The 17,804-nt window shown below is 31.5% G+C and carries 18 protein-coding genes; 9 read left to right on the forward strand and 9 right to left on the reverse strand.

What is annotated here, in order from left to right; genetic code table 11:
- Positions 1-12: 12 nt before the first annotated feature.
- Genes ACN0WI_RS12715 through ACN0WI_RS12730 form a run of 4 tightly spaced genes read left to right on the forward strand, consistent with a single transcriptional unit; the run spans position 13 to position 4,699 of the window.
- On the forward strand, positions 13-1,317 hold the full coding sequence (locus ACN0WI_RS12715; RefSeq protein ID WP_417887321.1) for an O-antigen ligase family protein: 1,305 nt from the start codon (positions 13-15) through the stop codon (positions 1,315-1,317).
- A 34-nt stretch (positions 1,318-1,351) separates the two neighbouring features.
- Complete coding sequence (locus ACN0WI_RS12720; RefSeq protein WP_417887322.1) at positions 1,352-2,293, forward strand: glycosyltransferase family 4 protein; 942 nt, start codon at positions 1,352-1,354, stop codon at positions 2,291-2,293.
- On the forward strand, positions 2,290-3,294 hold the full coding sequence (locus ACN0WI_RS12725) for a glycosyltransferase family 4 protein (RefSeq protein ID WP_417887323.1): 1,005 nt from the start codon (positions 2,290-2,292) through the stop codon (positions 3,292-3,294). The genes ACN0WI_RS12720 and ACN0WI_RS12725 overlap by 4 nt, the downstream gene beginning before the upstream one ends.
- Positions 3,295-3,310: 16 nt before the next feature.
- Positions 3,311-4,699 carry an exopolysaccharide biosynthesis polyprenyl glycosylphosphotransferase gene (locus ACN0WI_RS12730; RefSeq protein WP_417887325.1) on the forward strand — a complete coding sequence of 463 codons (1,389 nt, stop codon included), beginning with the start codon at positions 3,311-3,313 and terminating at the stop codon, positions 4,697-4,699.
- An 8-nt stretch (positions 4,700-4,707) separates the two neighbouring features.
- On the opposite strand, the gene lnt is transcribed toward ACN0WI_RS12730, so the two are convergent.
- The gene (lnt, locus tag ACN0WI_RS12735; protein WP_417887326.1) at positions 4,708-6,303 is read right to left on the reverse strand and encodes an apolipoprotein N-acyltransferase; all 1,596 of its coding nucleotides are present in this window, start codon (positions 6,301-6,303) and stop codon (positions 4,708-4,710) included.
- Between the two features lie 123 nt (positions 6,304-6,426).
- Between lnt and ACN0WI_RS12740 the strand changes: the two genes are divergently transcribed.
- Positions 6,427-7,164 carry a CDP-alcohol phosphatidyltransferase family protein gene (locus tag ACN0WI_RS12740; RefSeq protein ID WP_417887327.1) on the forward strand — a complete coding sequence of 246 codons (738 nt, stop codon included), beginning with the start codon at positions 6,427-6,429 and terminating at the stop codon, positions 7,162-7,164.
- Between the two features lie 122 nt (positions 7,165-7,286).
- On the opposite strand, the gene lptB is transcribed toward ACN0WI_RS12740, so the two are convergent.
- Genes lptB through ACN0WI_RS12760 form a run of 4 tightly spaced genes read right to left on the reverse strand, consistent with a single transcriptional unit; the run spans position 7,287 to position 10,227 of the window.
- A complete protein-coding gene (lptB, locus tag ACN0WI_RS12745; protein ID WP_417887328.1) occupies positions 7,287-8,027 on the reverse strand; it encodes an LPS export ABC transporter ATP-binding protein in 741 nt (246 codons plus the stop codon).
- Positions 8,028-8,066: 39 nt separating this feature from the next.
- Positions 8,067-8,429, reverse strand: a complete 363-nt coding sequence (locus tag ACN0WI_RS12750; protein WP_417887329.1) for a carboxymuconolactone decarboxylase family protein — start codon at positions 8,427-8,429, stop codon at positions 8,067-8,069.
- Between the two features lie 2 nt (positions 8,430-8,431).
- Positions 8,432-9,262 carry a twin-arginine translocase subunit TatC gene (gene tatC, locus ACN0WI_RS12755; RefSeq protein ID WP_417887330.1) on the reverse strand — a complete coding sequence of 277 codons (831 nt, stop codon included), beginning with the start codon at positions 9,260-9,262 and terminating at the stop codon, positions 8,432-8,434.
- Positions 9,262-10,227, reverse strand: a complete 966-nt coding sequence (locus ACN0WI_RS12760) for a KpsF/GutQ family sugar-phosphate isomerase (RefSeq protein ID WP_417887331.1) — start codon at positions 10,225-10,227, stop codon at positions 9,262-9,264. Before ACN0WI_RS12760 ends, tatC begins: the two co-directional genes overlap by 1 nt.
- A gap of 83 nt (positions 10,228-10,310) precedes the next feature.
- Here ACN0WI_RS12760 and recQ point away from each other — a divergent pair, with 83 nt between their 5' ends.
- Both recQ and ACN0WI_RS12770 read left to right on the forward strand, forming a co-directional pair.
- Positions 10,311-12,506, forward strand: coding sequence for a DNA helicase RecQ (recQ, locus tag ACN0WI_RS12765; RefSeq protein ID WP_417887332.1), 2,196 nt, complete (start codon positions 10,311-10,313; stop codon positions 12,504-12,506).
- 6 nt (positions 12,507-12,512) lie between these two features.
- Positions 12,513-12,725 carry a hypothetical protein gene (locus tag ACN0WI_RS12770; protein ID WP_417887334.1) on the forward strand — a complete coding sequence of 71 codons (213 nt, stop codon included), beginning with the start codon at positions 12,513-12,515 and terminating at the stop codon, positions 12,723-12,725.
- Positions 12,726-12,799: 74 nt separating this feature from the next.
- Here the strand turns inward: ACN0WI_RS12770 and ACN0WI_RS12775 are convergent, their stop codons facing one another.
- Both ACN0WI_RS12775 and ACN0WI_RS12780 read right to left on the reverse strand, forming a co-directional pair.
- Positions 12,800-13,570, reverse strand: a complete 771-nt coding sequence (locus ACN0WI_RS12775; protein WP_417887335.1) for a hypothetical protein — start codon at positions 13,568-13,570, stop codon at positions 12,800-12,802.
- Between the two features lie 30 nt (positions 13,571-13,600).
- Positions 13,601-14,308, reverse strand: a complete 708-nt coding sequence (locus ACN0WI_RS12780; protein WP_417887336.1) for a class I SAM-dependent methyltransferase — start codon at positions 14,306-14,308, stop codon at positions 13,601-13,603.
- Positions 14,309-14,328: 20 nt separating this feature from the next.
- Between ACN0WI_RS12780 and ACN0WI_RS12785 the strand changes: the two genes are divergently transcribed.
- Positions 14,329-14,823: a YkgJ family cysteine cluster protein gene (locus ACN0WI_RS12785; RefSeq protein WP_417887337.1), complete on the forward strand. Its 495-nt coding sequence runs from the start codon at positions 14,329-14,331 to the stop codon at positions 14,821-14,823.
- A gap of 7 nt (positions 14,824-14,830) precedes the next feature.
- Here ACN0WI_RS12785 and ACN0WI_RS12790 read toward each other — a convergent pair whose 3' ends face one another.
- A complete protein-coding gene (locus tag ACN0WI_RS12790) occupies positions 14,831-16,081 on the reverse strand; it encodes an exo-beta-N-acetylmuramidase NamZ domain-containing protein (RefSeq protein WP_417887338.1) in 1,251 nt (416 codons plus the stop codon).
- A 1-nt stretch (position 16,082) separates the two neighbouring features.
- Between ACN0WI_RS12790 and ACN0WI_RS12795 the strand changes: the two genes are divergently transcribed.
- Entirely contained in the window at positions 16,083-17,315 is a 1,233-nt protein-coding gene (locus ACN0WI_RS12795) for an ABC transporter permease (protein ID WP_417887339.1), read from the forward strand.
- Here the strand turns inward: ACN0WI_RS12795 and ACN0WI_RS12800 are convergent.
- A complete protein-coding gene (locus tag ACN0WI_RS12800; RefSeq protein WP_417887340.1) occupies positions 17,312-17,776 on the reverse strand; it encodes a copper resistance protein NlpE N-terminal domain-containing protein in 465 nt (154 codons plus the stop codon). The genes ACN0WI_RS12795 and ACN0WI_RS12800 overlap by 4 nt on opposite strands.
- Positions 17,777-17,804: the final 28 nt, after the last annotated feature.

A 17,804-nucleotide genomic window follows, 5' to 3' on the forward strand; every position in this document is an offset into this window, starting at 1 on the left:
CTACATATAGCAATGGCATTCGCTATTTATTTGTATAGGCCGATTTCTGTTTTGTTTACTAATGGAATTTTATTGTTCTGGTTGATCTATATTCTCCAAAAAAAGAATAAAAATAATGAAGCCTTAATGGCTGCTGCTTATCTTGCCGGAGCTGAGGTATACTTTAGAATGACAAACGGACTTGTTTTTTATGAAACAGGAAAGTATATGATAATTGTATATCTGCTTGTGGGCATGTTTTTCAAAGGAACATCTTCAAGAACGATCCCTTATTGGTTGTATTTGTTACTATTATTCCCAGGAATTTTAATAGCTTCTTTTAATTTAGGATATCAAGCAGAATTTAGAAAGTTAATTGCATTTAATTTAAGTGGACCAGTGTGCTTGGGAGTAGTTTCTTTGTATTGTTATTATAAGAAAATTCAAAAAAGAGATTATCAAAAGGTCATTCTTATGCTTTTAATGCCCCTGATCTCAAATATGTTTTATCTGTACCTCTATACGCCGAGTTTAAAAGATTCTTTAATTAATGTAGGAGCAAATTATGCTGCTACAGGAGGTTATGGACCCAACCAGGTTTCTACCGTTTTTGGTTTGGGTTTTTTCTTATTAGTCACTCGTTTATTTACAGTAAGAGATAAATTATTGAACTTAATAGATACTATTTTATTGGGGTTAATGGCTTATCGTGCAATAATTACTTTCTCTAGAGGAGGCGTAATTACCGGAGTGGTTTGTATTTTATGTTTTGTCATTCTATTTTATTATAAACAAGATGGTGTAAATAGAGGTAAAATGCTTCAAAAAATGGGTTTGTTACTAGGGGCAGGTGTGCTGGTTTGGTTTTTTACGTTAGTACAAACAGGAGGATTAATCGAAAATAGATATACTAACCGAGATCGTGCCGGACGTTTAAAAAGTGATATTACAACAGGGAGAGCTGAACTAATTGAAACTGAACTTCATGCTTTTTATACCCACCCTTTATTAGGAATAGGTGTAGGAAAGGGAAAAGAATATCGAAAAGAGGAATTAGGTATTAGTATTGCCACTCATAATGAAATTAGCCGTATGTTATCGGAACATGGTATGTTAGGAGTTATTAACTTATTAATTTTAATTTCAGTACCCTTAATATTTTGGTTTAAGTTTGAAAATAACTACTTTTTTTTAGCGTTTTTGGCTTTTTGGTTTATTACCATTAATCATTCGGCAATGCGAATTGCACTTCCGGAATTTATTTATGGCCTATCTTTAATTTATATTGTAGATGATAAAAAGAATACTCTATATAGGAAACGACTTGCGGTCAACTAGTTTCACCGCTACCTATATTTCTTTTCTTAGTAAAATGTTAAGGGAAGAAGGATATTCGGTTCAAACAGCTTCAGGTAAGGAAAATAAAGTTTTACGGCTTTCAGAAATGTTAGGCCTTATTATCAATAACTATAAAACAACTGATATTGTTTTAATAGACACATACGGGGCCACTAACTTTTATTATGCGTATACTGTAGCAAAATTGTGTCAATATTTTTCTATACCGTATGTACCTATTTTACATGGCGGAAATTTACCCGATCGATTAAAAAATTCAGCTAAGTTTAGTGCTAATTTGTTTGGAAATGCTTATATGAATATAGCTCCTTCAAAGTTTCTATATCAAGAATTTAAAAATAGAGATTTTACGAATCTTATGATAATTCCGAATTCTATAAATCTTAATAAGTTTCCTTATTTTAAAAGAGAAAATTTTAAACCAAAATTATTGTGGGTTCGGCGTTTTCAGGATCGTTATAATCCAAAGATGGCACTAAAAGTTATAGAAGATTTAATGCGAAAATTCCCAGATGCTTCATTGTGTATGGTGGGGCCTGAAAAAGATGGAACTATGGCTGTTTGTAAAAATTATGCTATAAAATATAATTTGAATGTAACTTTTACAGGCAAGTTGAAAAAGAGAGCTTGGGCCGAATTGTCAAAAGAATATGATTTTTTTATAAATACAACAACTGTAGATAATACGCCTTTAAGTGTTATTGAATCGATGGCATTAGGTTTACCCGTAATTTCAACAGATGTAGGGGGAATGCCTAAATTAATTCTCAATAATAAAGATGGAATCCTGGTTAATAATGGTGATGTAAATGCAATGGTGAAAGCGGTAGAGACTCTTATTCAATATCCTAAAATAGCACAAAAAATTTCAGAAACTGCTCGTGAAAAAGCTGAAAGTTTTAGTTGGGAGACCATTAAAAATTGTTGGATTAATTTTTTAGAATCTATAGATTGAAAAACTTATTGTACATAGGGAATCGCTTAGAAAAACATGGTTTTACGCCTACTTCAGCCGATATAATGCCTAGCTTATTAGAAAAAGAAGGATTTGTAGTAACAGTTGCTTCCGACAAAAAAAATAAAGGTCTTCGATTTTTGGATATGCTTTGGCATACACTGCAACTATTTAAAAACACACAAACTTTTGTTTTAATTGATACCTATAGTACTCAAAATTTTATTTATGCCTATAGTGTAGCTAAAATGTGTTTACTACTTAAAATTCCTTATATACATATTTTACATGGAGGAGATCTTGAAAGGCGATTACGATTTAAGAGAAATCGTAAAATTTTTAAAAATGCTTATGTAAATGTAGTTCCCTCATTGTTTTTACAATCAAAATTCAATAATTATGTACCTAATTTAATATATATTCCGAATAGTATACCATTAAAAAATTATTCTTTTACTGAAAGAAAATTTTTTTCAGCTTCTTTATTGTGGGTACGCGCTTTCCAAGAATTTTATAATCCGATGTTGGCTATTAAAGTATTGGAGAAATTAAAAATTGATTATCCAGAAGCAACATTAACAATGGTCGGACCTGATAAAGATGGCGCCTTAGCTGTTTGCCGTAAATACGTAGCAGATAAAAATCTTCCAGTTATTTTTACCGGAAAATTATCAAAACCCGAATGGCATAAATTATCAGAAAAATCCGATATTTTTTTAAATACAACAACAATAGATAATACTCCAATTAGTGTTATTGAAGCCATGGCATTAGGACTGCCAATAGTAAGCTCTAAAGTAGGAGGAATTCCTTTTTTAATAGAGGATGGGAAAGATGGATTATTATTTAAAAATAACGATGAAGAAGCTTGTTTACAACAGGTTTTATTTATAATTGAACAACCCGAAAAAGCACAGCAATTAGTTAAAAAAGCCCGTGAAAAAGTAGCTAATTTTGATTGGGAAGAAGTGAAAAATGCTTGGCATAAAATTTTAGCTTAATTATCTTTTAGAATATATGCAAAAACCATTATTACATTTTGAAATTTCTGAACGAAAAGTATTACTGAGAACTTTCGATATTTTATGGGTATTGTTAGCATTGTATTTGTTACAAGTATTTACTGATTTTTCCTATTTCAGAATTGAAAAAGAATTTTGGTATTGGACGGTTATGTTCATAGCTTATTTAAACATATTTGCTCATATTTTTGAAATGTATGATTTACAAGTGGCTAGTAAATTTGATTTAATTTTGAAGAATACACTGTTAACTTCATCATTAACGGTTTTATTTTTCATATTAACTCCCATCTTAAGTCCAAGTTTACCAAGTAATAGATTTCAAATTTTATATTTTTTCTTAACTATTTTAGGAACGCTTTTGTTATGGCGTGCTGCGTATATTTTTTTAATTTCTTCTCCCAGATTTAATAAGCGAGTTATTGTTGTTGGGGATAGTTTTGATATTGACTTAATTGTAGAATCTTTTAAAAAAGCTGATCCAAATTATGAGATTATAGGTTTTGTAAATACAGACCAGGAAGTAGGTAGTAATACTCGTAATAATTTGATAAAATTAAAAGTAGGCGAATTACAAAAAGCTGTTGATGACTATTCTATAAAAGAGATCGTTGTAGCAAGCGGTTACAAAGAAGGATTAATGCTTCCTTTATATCAAGAATTAAGTGCTTTGCTTCATAGAGGATTTCCTATAAGAGATTTTATGCTTGCTTATGAGGAGATTACCGCTCGCGTACCTGTTCAGCATGTAGATCACGATTTTTATAGATATTTTCCGTTTAATAGGAGTAATCAGAATAAATTTTATTTATACTCGTCACGTTGTTTTGATATCTTTTTTTCAATTATAGGAATTATTGTAGGGCTCTGTTTACTTCCTTTTATTGCTTTAGGCGATTTAATAGGAAATAGAGGTAGTATATTTTATACTCAGGAGCGAGTGGGTAAAAATGGAAAATTATTTAAAATAATAAAGTTTCGGACTATGGTTAAAAATGCTGAAACTAATGGGCCTCGGTATGCTCAAAAAAATGATTTCCGAACAACTCCTTTTGGTAAATTTATGCGAAAAGCCAGAATCGATGAAATTCCACAGTTTTTAAATTTGCTGAAAGGAGAAATGAGTTTAATTGGACCTCGTCCTGAACGTCCATTTTTTGTAGAACAACTTTCCCAAAAGATTCCGTTTTATAATATTCGGCATGTTATAAAACCCGGACTTACCGGTTGGGCTCAAGTAAAAGCTGATTATAGCGCAGAAGAAGCTGGAGCCTTAGAAAAATTACAATACGATTTATATTATATAAAACACAGAGGAATTTTTATAGATTTGAATATTGTTTTAAAAACATTGAGTACTGTATTATCTATGCGTGGGCAATAACCAGTTAGTTATAAAGAATATTTACTTCTTTTAAAACCAACGATAGTAAATAGAAAGATGAAAACAGCTAGAAATTGACATATTCTAGCTATATAATCTCCAAATTTTGTATAAAAAGTTTCAGAAGTATTCAATATAATATCACCTTTTAAGGTTCCTCGTTCTGCATAAGCCAATTTACCGGTAATTTCTCCTAAAGGATTAATAATTTCAGATATACCCGTATTTGCACTTCTTGCAACACTGCGCCTTGTTTCAACAGCTCGTAATTTTGCGTAACTAGCATGTTGCCTATGCCCTTCTGTATCTCCCCACCAAGCATCATTAGTAATAATGCTCAAAAAATTAGCCCCATTTTGTACATAATGAGTTACATATTCTCCATAAATAGATTCATAACAAATAATAGGAGCAGTAGTAATAGTGTCGTGCAGTTTAAATACAGCTCGATTAGGTTGTGTAGTTTTTTTAGCTACCGTTCCGCCAAGATCAATCATAATATCTCCTAAAAGTGGTTTTAAAAGCTTCTGATAAGGGAAGTTTTCAACACCAACAACTAATTTAGATTTGTGATAAAACTGGTTTTTGTGATTATTATTAATTAAAAAAGCCGAATTATAATCGTTAAACCAATCATTAGGTCCTAATTGGTTACTTTGAGCATTTACTTTGTCTGGATCTGAAAAACGTTCATAAAAAGAAATACCACTTAAAAATGAAAGTTTTGGATTTCCACGGACTATTTGTTTACCGTAATAATCAGCTTCAGAATTTGTGAATCTTGATAATATTGTTCCATCTGCAAAAACAGTTTCGGGTGCTAAAATAATTTCGGTAGAATCAGTCTTGTTTTCTCGACTCATTTTTAATAATAAATCGCCAATCCTAGTATCGGTTGTGTTATATTTTTCGGTATAGGGGTTTATATTAGGTTGCAGAATTAATGCTTCTAATTTTTGAGTGGGCATCTGGTAATTCCATAAAATAACGTACGATACCAAAATAGGCAAACCAATAAATAAAACAGATTTTAATAATGATTGGTATACTATGGCTTTTTCTTTAAATTCTGCATAAGATAGAACAGCTTTAAAAAGCATAAAATTAACTAATAAAATCCATAGAGTGCCACCAAAAGTTCCTGTATATTCGTACCACTGAACCCAATTTATATATTCCGAAAATCCGTTTCCTAAATTTAACCAAGGCCAAGAAAAATCCCAGTTTAAATGTATTTTTTCAAAAACAATCCAGATGCTTGTAAAAAAGCTAGACGAAGCTCTAAAATTGGTTCTTTTTGCAATAATATGGTAGAGTAGAAAAACGATACTCATTAAAAGCGAATTGGCTAAAATGGCAAAAGCTCCTCCAAAGGGAGTAGAAAAATAGATCCAATAGGTAGCTATTAAATTCCATATAAAGAAAGTAAGATAAGCATGCCCAAATACTTTCCATTTTTTATGTTTAGCGTTTGAATTTCTTATTTTAAATTCAGAAAGTAGAAGAGGTACAAATCCTATAAATAAGAGTAAAGGAAAGCCATAGGTAGGCCATCCGAAAGCCAATAATATTCCACTAAATAAAGCTAAAGCAAAGTTTTTCATGAGACTTTCGGTTTTTGAAATTCAAAAGTAAGAAACTCTAACGAAAAATCTTTTAAGTAAATTTTATTAGTAGTCGCAAAGTATTTAATTAAATTTAGCTTTTTTGCAAACAGAACTAAACCGATGAAAAAACACATACCCAATTGTATTACATTATTAAATTTATTAAGCGGTAGTATCGCTACTATTTTAGCCGTTCAGGGCAATTTAATAGGTGCTGCTTTTTTTGTTTGTTTAGGTATCTTTTTCGATTTTTTTGATGGACTTGCAGCACGTGCTTTAAATGTGAAAAGTGAAGTTGGGTTACAATTAGATTCTTTAGCAGATGTTGTTACTAGTGGGGTAGTGCCCGGTATTGTAATGTTTCAACTTTTAAATTCGGCATTACCAGGAGCAGATGCAATAACAGAATGGTCTGGAGATAGTAATTGGTTTGATTTTGATTTTAATCCAGTTGCTATTTTTGGTTTACTTATTATTTTAGGCTCTGGTTTTCGGTTGGCTAAATTTAATGTAGACGATCGTCAAACCGATTCGTTCATTGGTTTGCCAACACCAGCCAATGCATTATTAATACTAAGTTTACCATTAATTTTAACGTATCAATCTGGAAGTTTTGCTACGGATATTATTTTAAATGAATGGTTTTTAATTGGTCTTACTATACTAAGTGTAGTTATGCTGAATGCTGAACTTCCATTGTTTGCATTAAAGTTTAAGCAGTGGGGATTTAAGGGGAATGAGGTACGATATATATTTATTGCTTTGTGCGCTGTCTTCCTGATTCTTTTTCAGTTTTTAGCTATACCACTTATTATTTTAAGTTATGTATTACTCTCTTTAATAGTCAAATCGAAATAGTTATGCTGTTAAAACAGTTTATTTCTGCTAAAATAAAATGGCTTCAATTTTACTTTTTTAATAGAATTGAAGCCATATTAAACCTTTGTTTTTATGAAGTAGCCAAAAAAATAAATTATATTTTATTTAAAAATTTTCTTTTTACGAAGCTCAAAATTTTGTCCTAGATACACTTTTCTAACCATTTCATCTTCCGCTAACTCTTCAGGAATACCGTGTTTTAGAATACTTCCTTCAAACATTAAATAAGTTCTATCGGTAATAGCAAGTGTTTCTTGTACGTTGTGGTCGGTAATAAGAATACCGATATCTTTGTCCTTTAGTTGTGCAACAATACGTTGTATATCTTCAACCGCTACCGGATCTACGCCGGCAAAGGGCTCATCTAACAAAATAAATTTAGGGTCTGTAGCTAGTGCTCTAGCAATTTCTGTTCTACGGCGCTCCCCACCACTTAATAAATCACCTCTATTTTTTCGAATATGATTTAAGCCAAATTCTTCAATTAGAGATTCCATTTTTAGGTGACGTTCTTTTTTAGAAAGTTTAGTAAGTTCTAAAACACTCATAATATTATCTTCAATACTTAGTTTTCTAAAAACCGAAGCTTCTTGTGCAAGATAACCAATACCATATTGTGCTCTTTTATACATTGCATAATCGGTAATATTGGTTTTATCTAGGTAGATGCTACCGCCGTTTGGTTTTATAAGTCCAACAATCATATAAAATGAAGTGGTTTTACCTGCTCCATTAGGTCCTAGAAGTCCTACAATTTCTCCTTGTTTCACTTCAACAGAAACCCCTTTTACAACTTTTCTTCCTTTGTAAATTTTTATAAGATTGTCGGCTCGTAATATCATGTAATGACTTTTTTGTCTACTTTTTAAAGATGTAGGATTTTATTTTTCTTCTCTTTCTTGAGTTTCTTCTAAAGTTTCCCAAAATTCGTAAGCTCGTCGAAGATGTGGTATTACAATAGTACCACCAATTAATGTACCAATACTAAGGGTTTCCATTATTTCTTCTCGCTTTAAACCTTCTTTGTAGCTACTTTCTAAGTGATAACGGACACAATCGTCACATCTTAAAACAACAGAAGCTACTAGACCTAATAATTCTTTAGTTTTTTTATCTAATGCTCCTTCTGTAAAAGCATTAGTATCTAAATTAAAAATTCTTTTCAGCACTTTATTATTTTCGCCTAGAATTTTATCATTCATTTTTGCACGGTACGAATTGAATTCGTCTACCTGATTACTCATAGCTAATTTTTTTCTGAGGATTCTTTTTTATAAATAATTTTCGATATTATAATGCTTACTTCATATAAAATAAGAACGGGGACAGCCACAATTATTTGGCTAACAATATCGGGTGGGGTTATAATAGCCGAAATTATAAGCACTACAATTAATGCATATTTTCGGTAAGTTTTTAAGAAATCGGGAGTAACTACCCCAACTTTAGTTAAGAAATAAATAAGAATAGGAAGTTCGAAAATTAATCCTGTAGCCAGTACAGATGCTCTTACTAAACTAATATAACTGCTTAAATCGAATTCGTTAAGTACAATTTCACTGACTTGGTATTTTCCTAAAAAGTTAATTGATAGTGGCGTCACTACATAATAGCCAAATAAAACTCCCATAAAGAACAGAATAGAGCTTATAATAATAAAGCCTTTAGCATGCTTACGCTCTTTGCTATGCATAGCGGGAGATACAAATTTCCATACTTCATATATAACATAAGGAAATGCAATTATAAAGCCTGCTGTAATAGAAGTCCAAACGTGAGCAGAGAATTGCCCTCCCATTGTTCTACTTTGTATAGTGAATGGTAATTCTTCAGCACAAAAACCTCCGTCTATTCCTACTAATTGCGATATTTTGCAAAGCATGTGATACGACCAGAAATCTCCTTTACTCGGACCAAATAGTAAGAAATCAAAAATAAAACCTTTAGCAAGAAAAGCACCTCCGGCTGCTATTACTACAGCAAGAAGAGACCTGATAATATGCCAACGAAGTTCTTCAAGATGGTCTAAAAAAGACATTTCTTGATCTTGTGGTTCTGGAGATTCTATACGTTTCATTATAATATTCCTTCTCTAATTAAATTATGTAAATGTACTACACCAGTATACTGTTTATTTTTTACTGCTAAAAGCTGCGTTATTTTGTAAGTTTCCATAATGTCTAATGCTTCGGTTGCTAATGCATCTTCATCAATTGTTTTCGGAGAATTAGACATAATCTCTTTTGCCGTTAAATCTTTAAAACTTTCATTATTTTTAAGCATTCTCCGTATATCTCCATCAGTAATAATACCTATGATAATATCATTTTCTACAACAGCTGTTACGCCTAACATATTTTCAGACATAACAACAAGAACTTCAGTTATTTTAGTATTAGGTAAAACTACTGGTTTTGAGTTTTGTTTTGTAATGTCCTTAACTCGCAAATATAATTTTTTTCCTAAACTACCACCGGGATGGTATTTTGCAAAATCTTTGCTAGAAAATCCTTTCAACTCTAATAAGCATATAGCTAAGGCATCTCCTATAACTAATTGTGCCGTTGTACTGGTGGTTGGTGCTAAGTTATTAGGGCAAGCCTCTTTCTCTACATACGAATTTAATACATAGTCGGATTCTTGGCCTAGAAAAGATTCTTTGTTTGCGGTAATTGCAATTAACAAGTTGTGGAATTCTTTAATAAAAGGAACCAATACTTTAATTTCCGGACTATTCCCACTTTTACTAATGCATAACACAATATCTTCTTTTTGAACAATACCTAAATCTCCATGAATAGCATCAGCTGCGTGCATAAAAACAGCAGGTGTTCCTGTAGAATTTAGAGTGGCTACAATTTTGTTCCCGATTACGGCACTTTTGCCTATCCCCGTAACAATTAGCCTACCTTTTGAATTATAAATAGATTCTATAGCTTTTGCAAACTCAGAATCAATAAGATGTTCTAAATTTGCGATAGCTTCGGCTTCGGTAGCAATTGTTTTTTTTGCTACTTTTAAAATTTTTTGATGAAGTTTCAAATTTGCTATTATTATAAGTTGCAGATACTAAAGAAATACTTATATTTAATTTGCAAATGTATGTAAAATTGTAACACAATTGAATGGGTTTGACGGAATTTGATTTACATAAAGAACTGAAGAAATACTTTGGCTTTAGCCAATTTAAAGGTCTTCAGGAAGACGTTATTAATAGTATTGTAAAAAGAGAAAATACCTTTGTGGTTATGCCAACAGGAGGGGGTAAGTCGTTATGCTACCAACTTCCAGCTCTAATACAAGAAGGAACGGCAATTGTAGTTTCACCACTTATCGCTCTTATGAAAAATCAAGTAGATGCTTTACGAGGTATCTCTTCAGATTACGGAGTGGCACATGTATTAAATTCTTCACTTAATAAAACGGAAGTTAAAAGAGTGAAAGAAGATATTACTAATGGTGTAACTAAATTATTATATGTAGCGCCAGAATCTTTAACTAAAGAGGATTATGTTGAGTTTTTAAAGCAACAGAAAATTTCCTTTTTAGCGATTGATGAAGCACATTGCATTAGTGAGTGGGGTCACGATTTTAGACCGGAATATCGTAATTTAAAAAATATTATAGAGCGTATAGGGAGTAATATTCCAATTATTGCGCTTACAGCTACAGCTACTCCTAAAGTTCAGGAAGATATTCTTAAAAACTTAGGAATACCTAAAGCGACAACATATAAAGCTAGCTTTAACAGACCTAACTTATATTATGAGGTACGACCTAAAACTAAAAACGTAGATGCAGATATTATCCGTTTTGTAAAACAAAACGATGGTAAAAGTGGTATTATTTATTGTTTAAGTCGTAAAAAGGTAGAAGAGTTAGCACAAACACTCCAAGTAAATGGTATTAATGCTATACCTTATCATGCAGGGCTAGATGCTAAAACAAGATCTAAACATCAAGATATGTTCTTGATGGAAGATGTAGATGTTGTTGTTGCTACAATAGCATTTGGTATGGGAATCGATAAGCCTGATGTACGGTTTGTGATTCATCATGATATACCTAAAAGCATAGAAAGCTATTATCAAGAAACAGGACGAGCCGGTCGAGATGGAGGAGAAGGTCATTGTTTAGCATTCTATTCTTATAAAGATATAGAAAAGCTAGAGAAGTTTATGAGTGGTAAACCTATAGCAGAGCAAGAAGTAGGCCATGCACTATTGCAAGATGTTGTAGCTTATGCTGAAACTTCGATCTCTAGGCGTAAATATATTCTTCATTATTTTGGAGAAGATTTTGATGAAAATACAGGAGATGGTGCTTCTATGGATGATAATGTTCAAAATCCTAAAAAACAGCATGAAGCTAAAGAACAGCTAGAACTTTTAATCCAAATAGTTAAAGAAACAGGACAATTATATAAAGCCAAAGAAGTTGTAAAAACGCTTGTAGGTAAAACCAATGCATTAATACTTTCTCATAAAACAGATCAAAATCCATTATTTGGAAAAGGGAAAGATAAAAATGATAATTATTGGATGGCTTTAATACGTCAGGCTTTGGTAGTTGGATATTTGCGTAAAGATATTGAAACCTATGGTGTTATTAAATTAACCCAAAAAGGAGAGCAATATCTTGAAAATCCGGTTTCATTTAGCATGACAGAGGATCATATTTTTGATGAAAATACAGAATCTGTAAAAGTAGTTGCAAAATCGTCTAGCGGAGTAGATAGTCGATTAATAGGAATGTTAAAAGATCTTCGTAAAAAAGTTGCTAAAAAACAAGGAGTTCCACCTTTTGTGGTATTTCAGGATCCTTCTTTAGAAGATATGGCGCTTAAATATCCGGTAGATCTTAAAGAATTAAGTACTATTCACGGTGTAGGTGAAGGAAAAGCAAAGAAATACGGAAAAGAATTCGTGAATTTTATTGCTAAATATGTAGAAGAAAATGAAATTGTTAGACCTGATGATTTAGTTGTTAAATCAACCGGAGCTAATAGTGCTTTAAAACTATATATAATTCAGAGTGTCGATAGAAAATTACCATTAGATGATATTGCTTCAGCTAAGGGAATGTCGATGTCTGATTTTATAAAAGAAATGGAAGCCATTGTTTATAGCGGAACAAAACTTAACATCGATTATTATCTTGAGGATGTTTTAGATGAAGATCAGCAAGAAGAACTCCAGGAGTATTTTTTAGAAGCAGAAACAGATAAAGTAGCCGATGCTTTAGAAGAATTTGATGGCGACTATGATGATGAGGAAATTCGATTATTCCGTATTAAATTTATAAGTGAAGTTGCTAATTAAAAAATCATGAGTTTACTTCAAAATCCTAATAAAAATCAAGCTATAATTTTATTAGTTGTAGGTTTATTTTCGATAGTAATGGCTACATTTTTAAGTCATTTTACCGATTATAATTTTTTAATGGGTAGTATCTATGGTTTTGGTTTTTCTTTTGAATTAATTTCTCTAATTGCTTTAGCTCGTTTAAAATCTAAAAAAATAAACAATCATAAATCATAAATTAATTGAAAATATATAACAAAAAAGGCTTCTTATAAAAATAAGAAGCCTTTTTTATTGCGTTAACTATTGATTTATTTTCCTCCGTTAGCGCGTAAATCTTCAATACAAAGTGGTCCTAAAACTGGAGGTGTTCCTCGTATTTCATCAATTATAGATCCACCAAATTCAAGCGAAGCTCGCATTAAACAATTTTCTTCTGTGCAGTGGTGCTCACTATCCGGGTCTTCATGATCAGATTGTGGATCAGACCCTATATTTACTAAGCCGAATAAATGCCCAAATTCATGAGTAAGTACAGCTGTTTCAATAACACTTATGTCAGGAGCATTTATACGATTAGAGTAATTGTTTATAGTTTCTTTATAAATAACCATTGATGTGTTTCGGTAAGCAGAACCTAAAATAAATCGATTTTCTGTATCATCTTCATTGCTTCCATCAGCAAAATAGATATATACACTAATATCATCTCCTGTATTGTAGAATTCTCGTTCAGAATCTTCAATATCAATAACTTCATTAGAATTGAAAGGAGCATTTTCAGAAGAAGCAACTTCTTTATAGGTTATATTAATTCCGTCAGGTTTATAAGTGCGTTCTTCTAGAAAAGTTTTTAAATTTTCAATAGCACGCTGGGTAGGCGCAAAACCACTAACAAAAACAATCTCTAAATTTAATGAGGTGTAATTAGCATCGCTTAATAAATCGTTAGCTGAATCTCCTAGACTTTTCTTGTTGAGGGATTTATTAATTACTGGTATTTCTGGAGAACTATCACTAGAGCACGAAGCAATTGTAATAGTAAAAAAAACTAGTAAAAAACGAAAGTATATTTTTTTCATTATCAATATGTTGAATATATTTCGGTAAATTTATAAAATTTTTGGCGTTAAGCGAGCTAGATATTCATAATGTGATCCTTCTGTAATACAAGTACAGGTGAATTTATTTTTTTCAGCAGCTAATTTCAATAATTTATAATCTAAATATAGCCAGGGAAAAAGAGTTGATCTTTCGTTTTTATAACTCAAACTGAAATCTATTTCACCTATATAATTATCTTCGGTAGTAGGTAATGAGTCTTCATCATCAATTAAAAAATGAAGATCTGAAGAATCGATTAAAATTTGTCCTCCGGGTTTTAGTAACTCTTTACAGCTTTGAAAAAAATTATCGGTATTAATTAAATTACCAATAATTCCGGTGCCGTTCATTAAAAATAATAGCGTATCGAATTGTTGCGTTTCAGAATAAAAATCTTTTACTTCAGCGTTTTTAACCCCTCGTTTTTTAGCAATTTCTATGGCTCCTTCAGAGGTATCTATAGCTTTAACTGAATATCCCTTTTTTTGAAGATACAACGCATGACTTCCTGCACCACAACCAACATCGAGTATTGAGCCTTTCGCTAGTTTTAAAGCCGATTGTTCTACAACTGGCATATCAGGATAATCCCGAAACAGGTATTCTACAGCAATTTCATCATCATCGAAATCTGGAGAATGTACAGTAATAGGTGTGGTGTCCTTTTCGTAATAAAAGGCTTTCATCGCTTTTCCGAAAATATCATTTTCCTTCATAATCTTTATATATTTGTCCCATGCAGGAAATTTTAAAAGCTCTGCCAGGAATGGCCAAAGATAAGCAGAAGGAAAATAAAAAGTTTTTTTCTAAGCTAAAGAAAAAAACACCTAAGGATCTTGATCTACAAATGCAGGATATGCATGAAGAAGAATTTTCCAGAATCAATTGTTTAGATTGTGCAAATTGCTGCAAAACTACCGGACCTTTATTTACGAATAAAGATATTGAACGGATTAGTAAATTTTTGAAATTGAAACCGCAACAATTTATCGATAAATATTTACGGATTGATGAGGATAAAGACTATGTATTACAACAAGTACCTTGTACATTTTTAGGCCACGATAATTACTGTTTAATTTATGATGTACGTCCAAAAGCTTGTCGAGAATATCCACATACCGACCGAAAAGACTTCCACAAAATATCGAATCTTACTATAAAAAATACGGCAATTTGCCCTGCTGCTTATAATATAGTAGAAGAGATGAAACGAAGAATTAAAGTTTAGTTTCTTTTTAAGGATACAATAAATAGCCTTGGCGCTTTTCTTTAAACTTTTCAAGTCCGGGCTGCCAACTTTTTCGAATTTTTTCTGCTGTTAATCCATTTTCGATTTGTTCTTGTAATTTTTTTGTTCCTGCTAATTTGATGAAGAAGTTAGTAAAGAAATTCGATTTGTTGTTAGTGTTTTTGTAAGCTTTAATAAGCCATTTCAGATTTATTTTATCTAAAAATGCAGTAGTGCTTAAATCTTCACCATAACATTTTACTCCAAGATGTTTTGGATGTTTAGCTCCATGCATCGATTTTGGAGTGTAACTGTATGGAAATAAATCTGGATTTAAGAAAGGAGAACCGTAAACTTGAAATTGTTTATTGGTGCCACGGCCTGCATTAATAGTAGTTCCTTCAAAAAAACATAAACTAGGATAAAGGTTTATAGCTTTATCGTTCGGTAAATTTGGAGAAGGTTTTACTGGTAAACTATATTTTTTATGATGTGTGTAATTATTCATTTTAATGATTTTTAAATCACATTTTATGTGATTTTTTAGCCAGCCTTCACCATTTATCATTTGCGCATATTCACCAATCGTCATTCCATGTACAATAGGAACTGGATGCATTCCGACAAAACTTTTATATTTTTTTTCTAATATTGGTCCGTCTATATAATGTTCATTAGGATTTGGTCGGTCGAAAACTAAAAGCGGAATATTATTTTCTGCGCAAGCTTCCATAACATAATGCAACGAAGAGATATAGGTGTAAAAACGTGCGCCTACATCTTGTAAATCGAAAATAAGAATATCAATATCTTTTAATTGTTCTGGTGTTGGTTTTTTATGACTTCCGTAGAGGGAGATTACGGGTAGTCCTGTTTTCGGATCTTTTCCGTTTGCTATTATTTCACCAGCATCTGCATTTCCTCTAAAGCCATGTTCTGGTGCAAATACTTTTTTTAAATCGACTTGTAAAGCAAGCAGCGAATCTACAAGATGAATATAGTTACCATTTTTTTGTTTAAGTAATGAAGATTGATTGCCTAATAAACCTACTCTTTTATGCTGTAATAAAGGTAAATATTGTTCGGTTTGATTGGCACCAACTTCAATTTCCTTTTCTTTTTTTGAAATAGCTAACTGAGATTCATTAATTTTTTTATCTTTTTTTTCGGACTTAGAATTCGTGTTTCCACAGGAAAGAATTGCTATAAGACTGAATAAAAATGTACTTTTGAAAAACCTAATAATATAGTTAAGCATCTTGAATTTCGAATTTTTTGTAGTTAAGCGCCTAGTTAGCGCTAAAAAATATAAAAGTAGCATTTCCGCACCTATAATAAAAATAGCAATTACTGCTATTGCTATAAGTGTTATTATGATGTTAGTTTCTTTTGCTACTGGTTTAGGATTACAACAAAAAATCCGCGAAAAAATCGCTGCGTTTAATGGGCATATCGTAATTAGTAATTACGATAATAATAGCAGTGAAGTAACCTTAGAACCAATTGATAAAAATCAGGATTTTTATCCCGATTTTAAATCAGTAGAGGGTATTTCTCATGTTCAGGCAGTAGCTACTAAAGCAGGAATTATACGTACTGCAACCGATTTTGAGGGTGTTATTGTAAAAGGAGTAGGCCTAGATTATAATTGGTCCTATTTTAAGGACTTTTTAGTAGAGGGTAGACTGCCGAATTTTAATTCAAAATTAAACGATGAGGTTCTTATTTCTCAGTATTTAGCCAATCGATTACAATTGAAATTAGGCGATAAAATACCTACTTATTTTTTACGAGAAGGTCGAGAAAGGCCTTTAGTAAGAGGTTTTAAAATTGTAGGAATTTATAATTCCGGTTTTCAAGAATTTGATGAATTGTATGTGATTACGGATTTAAGGCATATTCAAAAGTTAAATGGGTGGGAAGATAATCAAGTGGGAAACTTTGAAGTTTTTATTGACGATTTTGATCAGTTAACCGAAAAATGGAAAGAGGTATATTTAAATACCGGATCTTTTTTAGATGCTCAGAATATTTCACAAAAATATTATGGCATTTTTGAATGGCTTTCTCTATTCGATTTTAATATTGCGCTAATTATCGGAATTATGATATTAGTTTCCGGTATAAACATGATAACAGCATTATTAGTTTTAATACTGGAAAGAACACAAATGATAGGTTTGTTTAAAGCTTTAGGAACTACAGATTGGTCAATTAGAAAGATATTTCTTTATAATGCCGGTTATTTAATTTTATTAGGATTGTTTTGGGGGAATCTAATCGGTTTAGGTTTATTGTCTATTCAAAAGTATTACAAATTAATTCCGCTAGATCCCACAAATTACTATGTAAGTGAAGTCCCAATCTATTTAAATTGGGATTATATATTGGCTGTAAATATTGGTACAATTTTACTTTGTATGCTAATGTTGCTAGTTCCGTCTTTGATTATTTCTAAAATATCTCCGGTGAAAGCTATAAAATTCAACTAACTATTAATAGAATCTTTTGAAATTTGGCGTAACGTATATTCATTAGATTTATCATCTTTTTTTATGCGTTTGACAGTAGGATTTATCCATTTTAGTATATTCTCAGAAACTTTAAAACTATCGTTGGCAAGTTTTAAAATAGTTCCATCTTCATTCCAATGGTAGTTTCCCGTTTCCATTTTAATTTCTCCTGCTTCTTTATTATTGTCATTATAATTTTTAATTAGCCGGTAAGTTCCGTCTTCCTTCAATTGTAATTTAACAATAATACCACTACAATCTTCGCAGGGAAGTGTTACTTGGTAACTAGCATTTTGATCCCATTTTTTTTCTGAAGATTTCTGTTGCCATTCAGTTGTAGATTTTTGTTCTTTAGCTTCTTTATCGTTTTTACAAGCACCAGTAGCCAGTAAAGTAAGGATACAAACAAAAATCATTTGTTGTAAAATGAAGTTCTTCATAGCTTAAATTTTTTGCAAAATTAAAATG

The organism is Zunongwangia sp., assembly GCF_048269745.1.
Lineage (GTDB): Bacteria > Bacteroidota > Bacteroidia > Flavobacteriales > Flavobacteriaceae > Zunongwangia.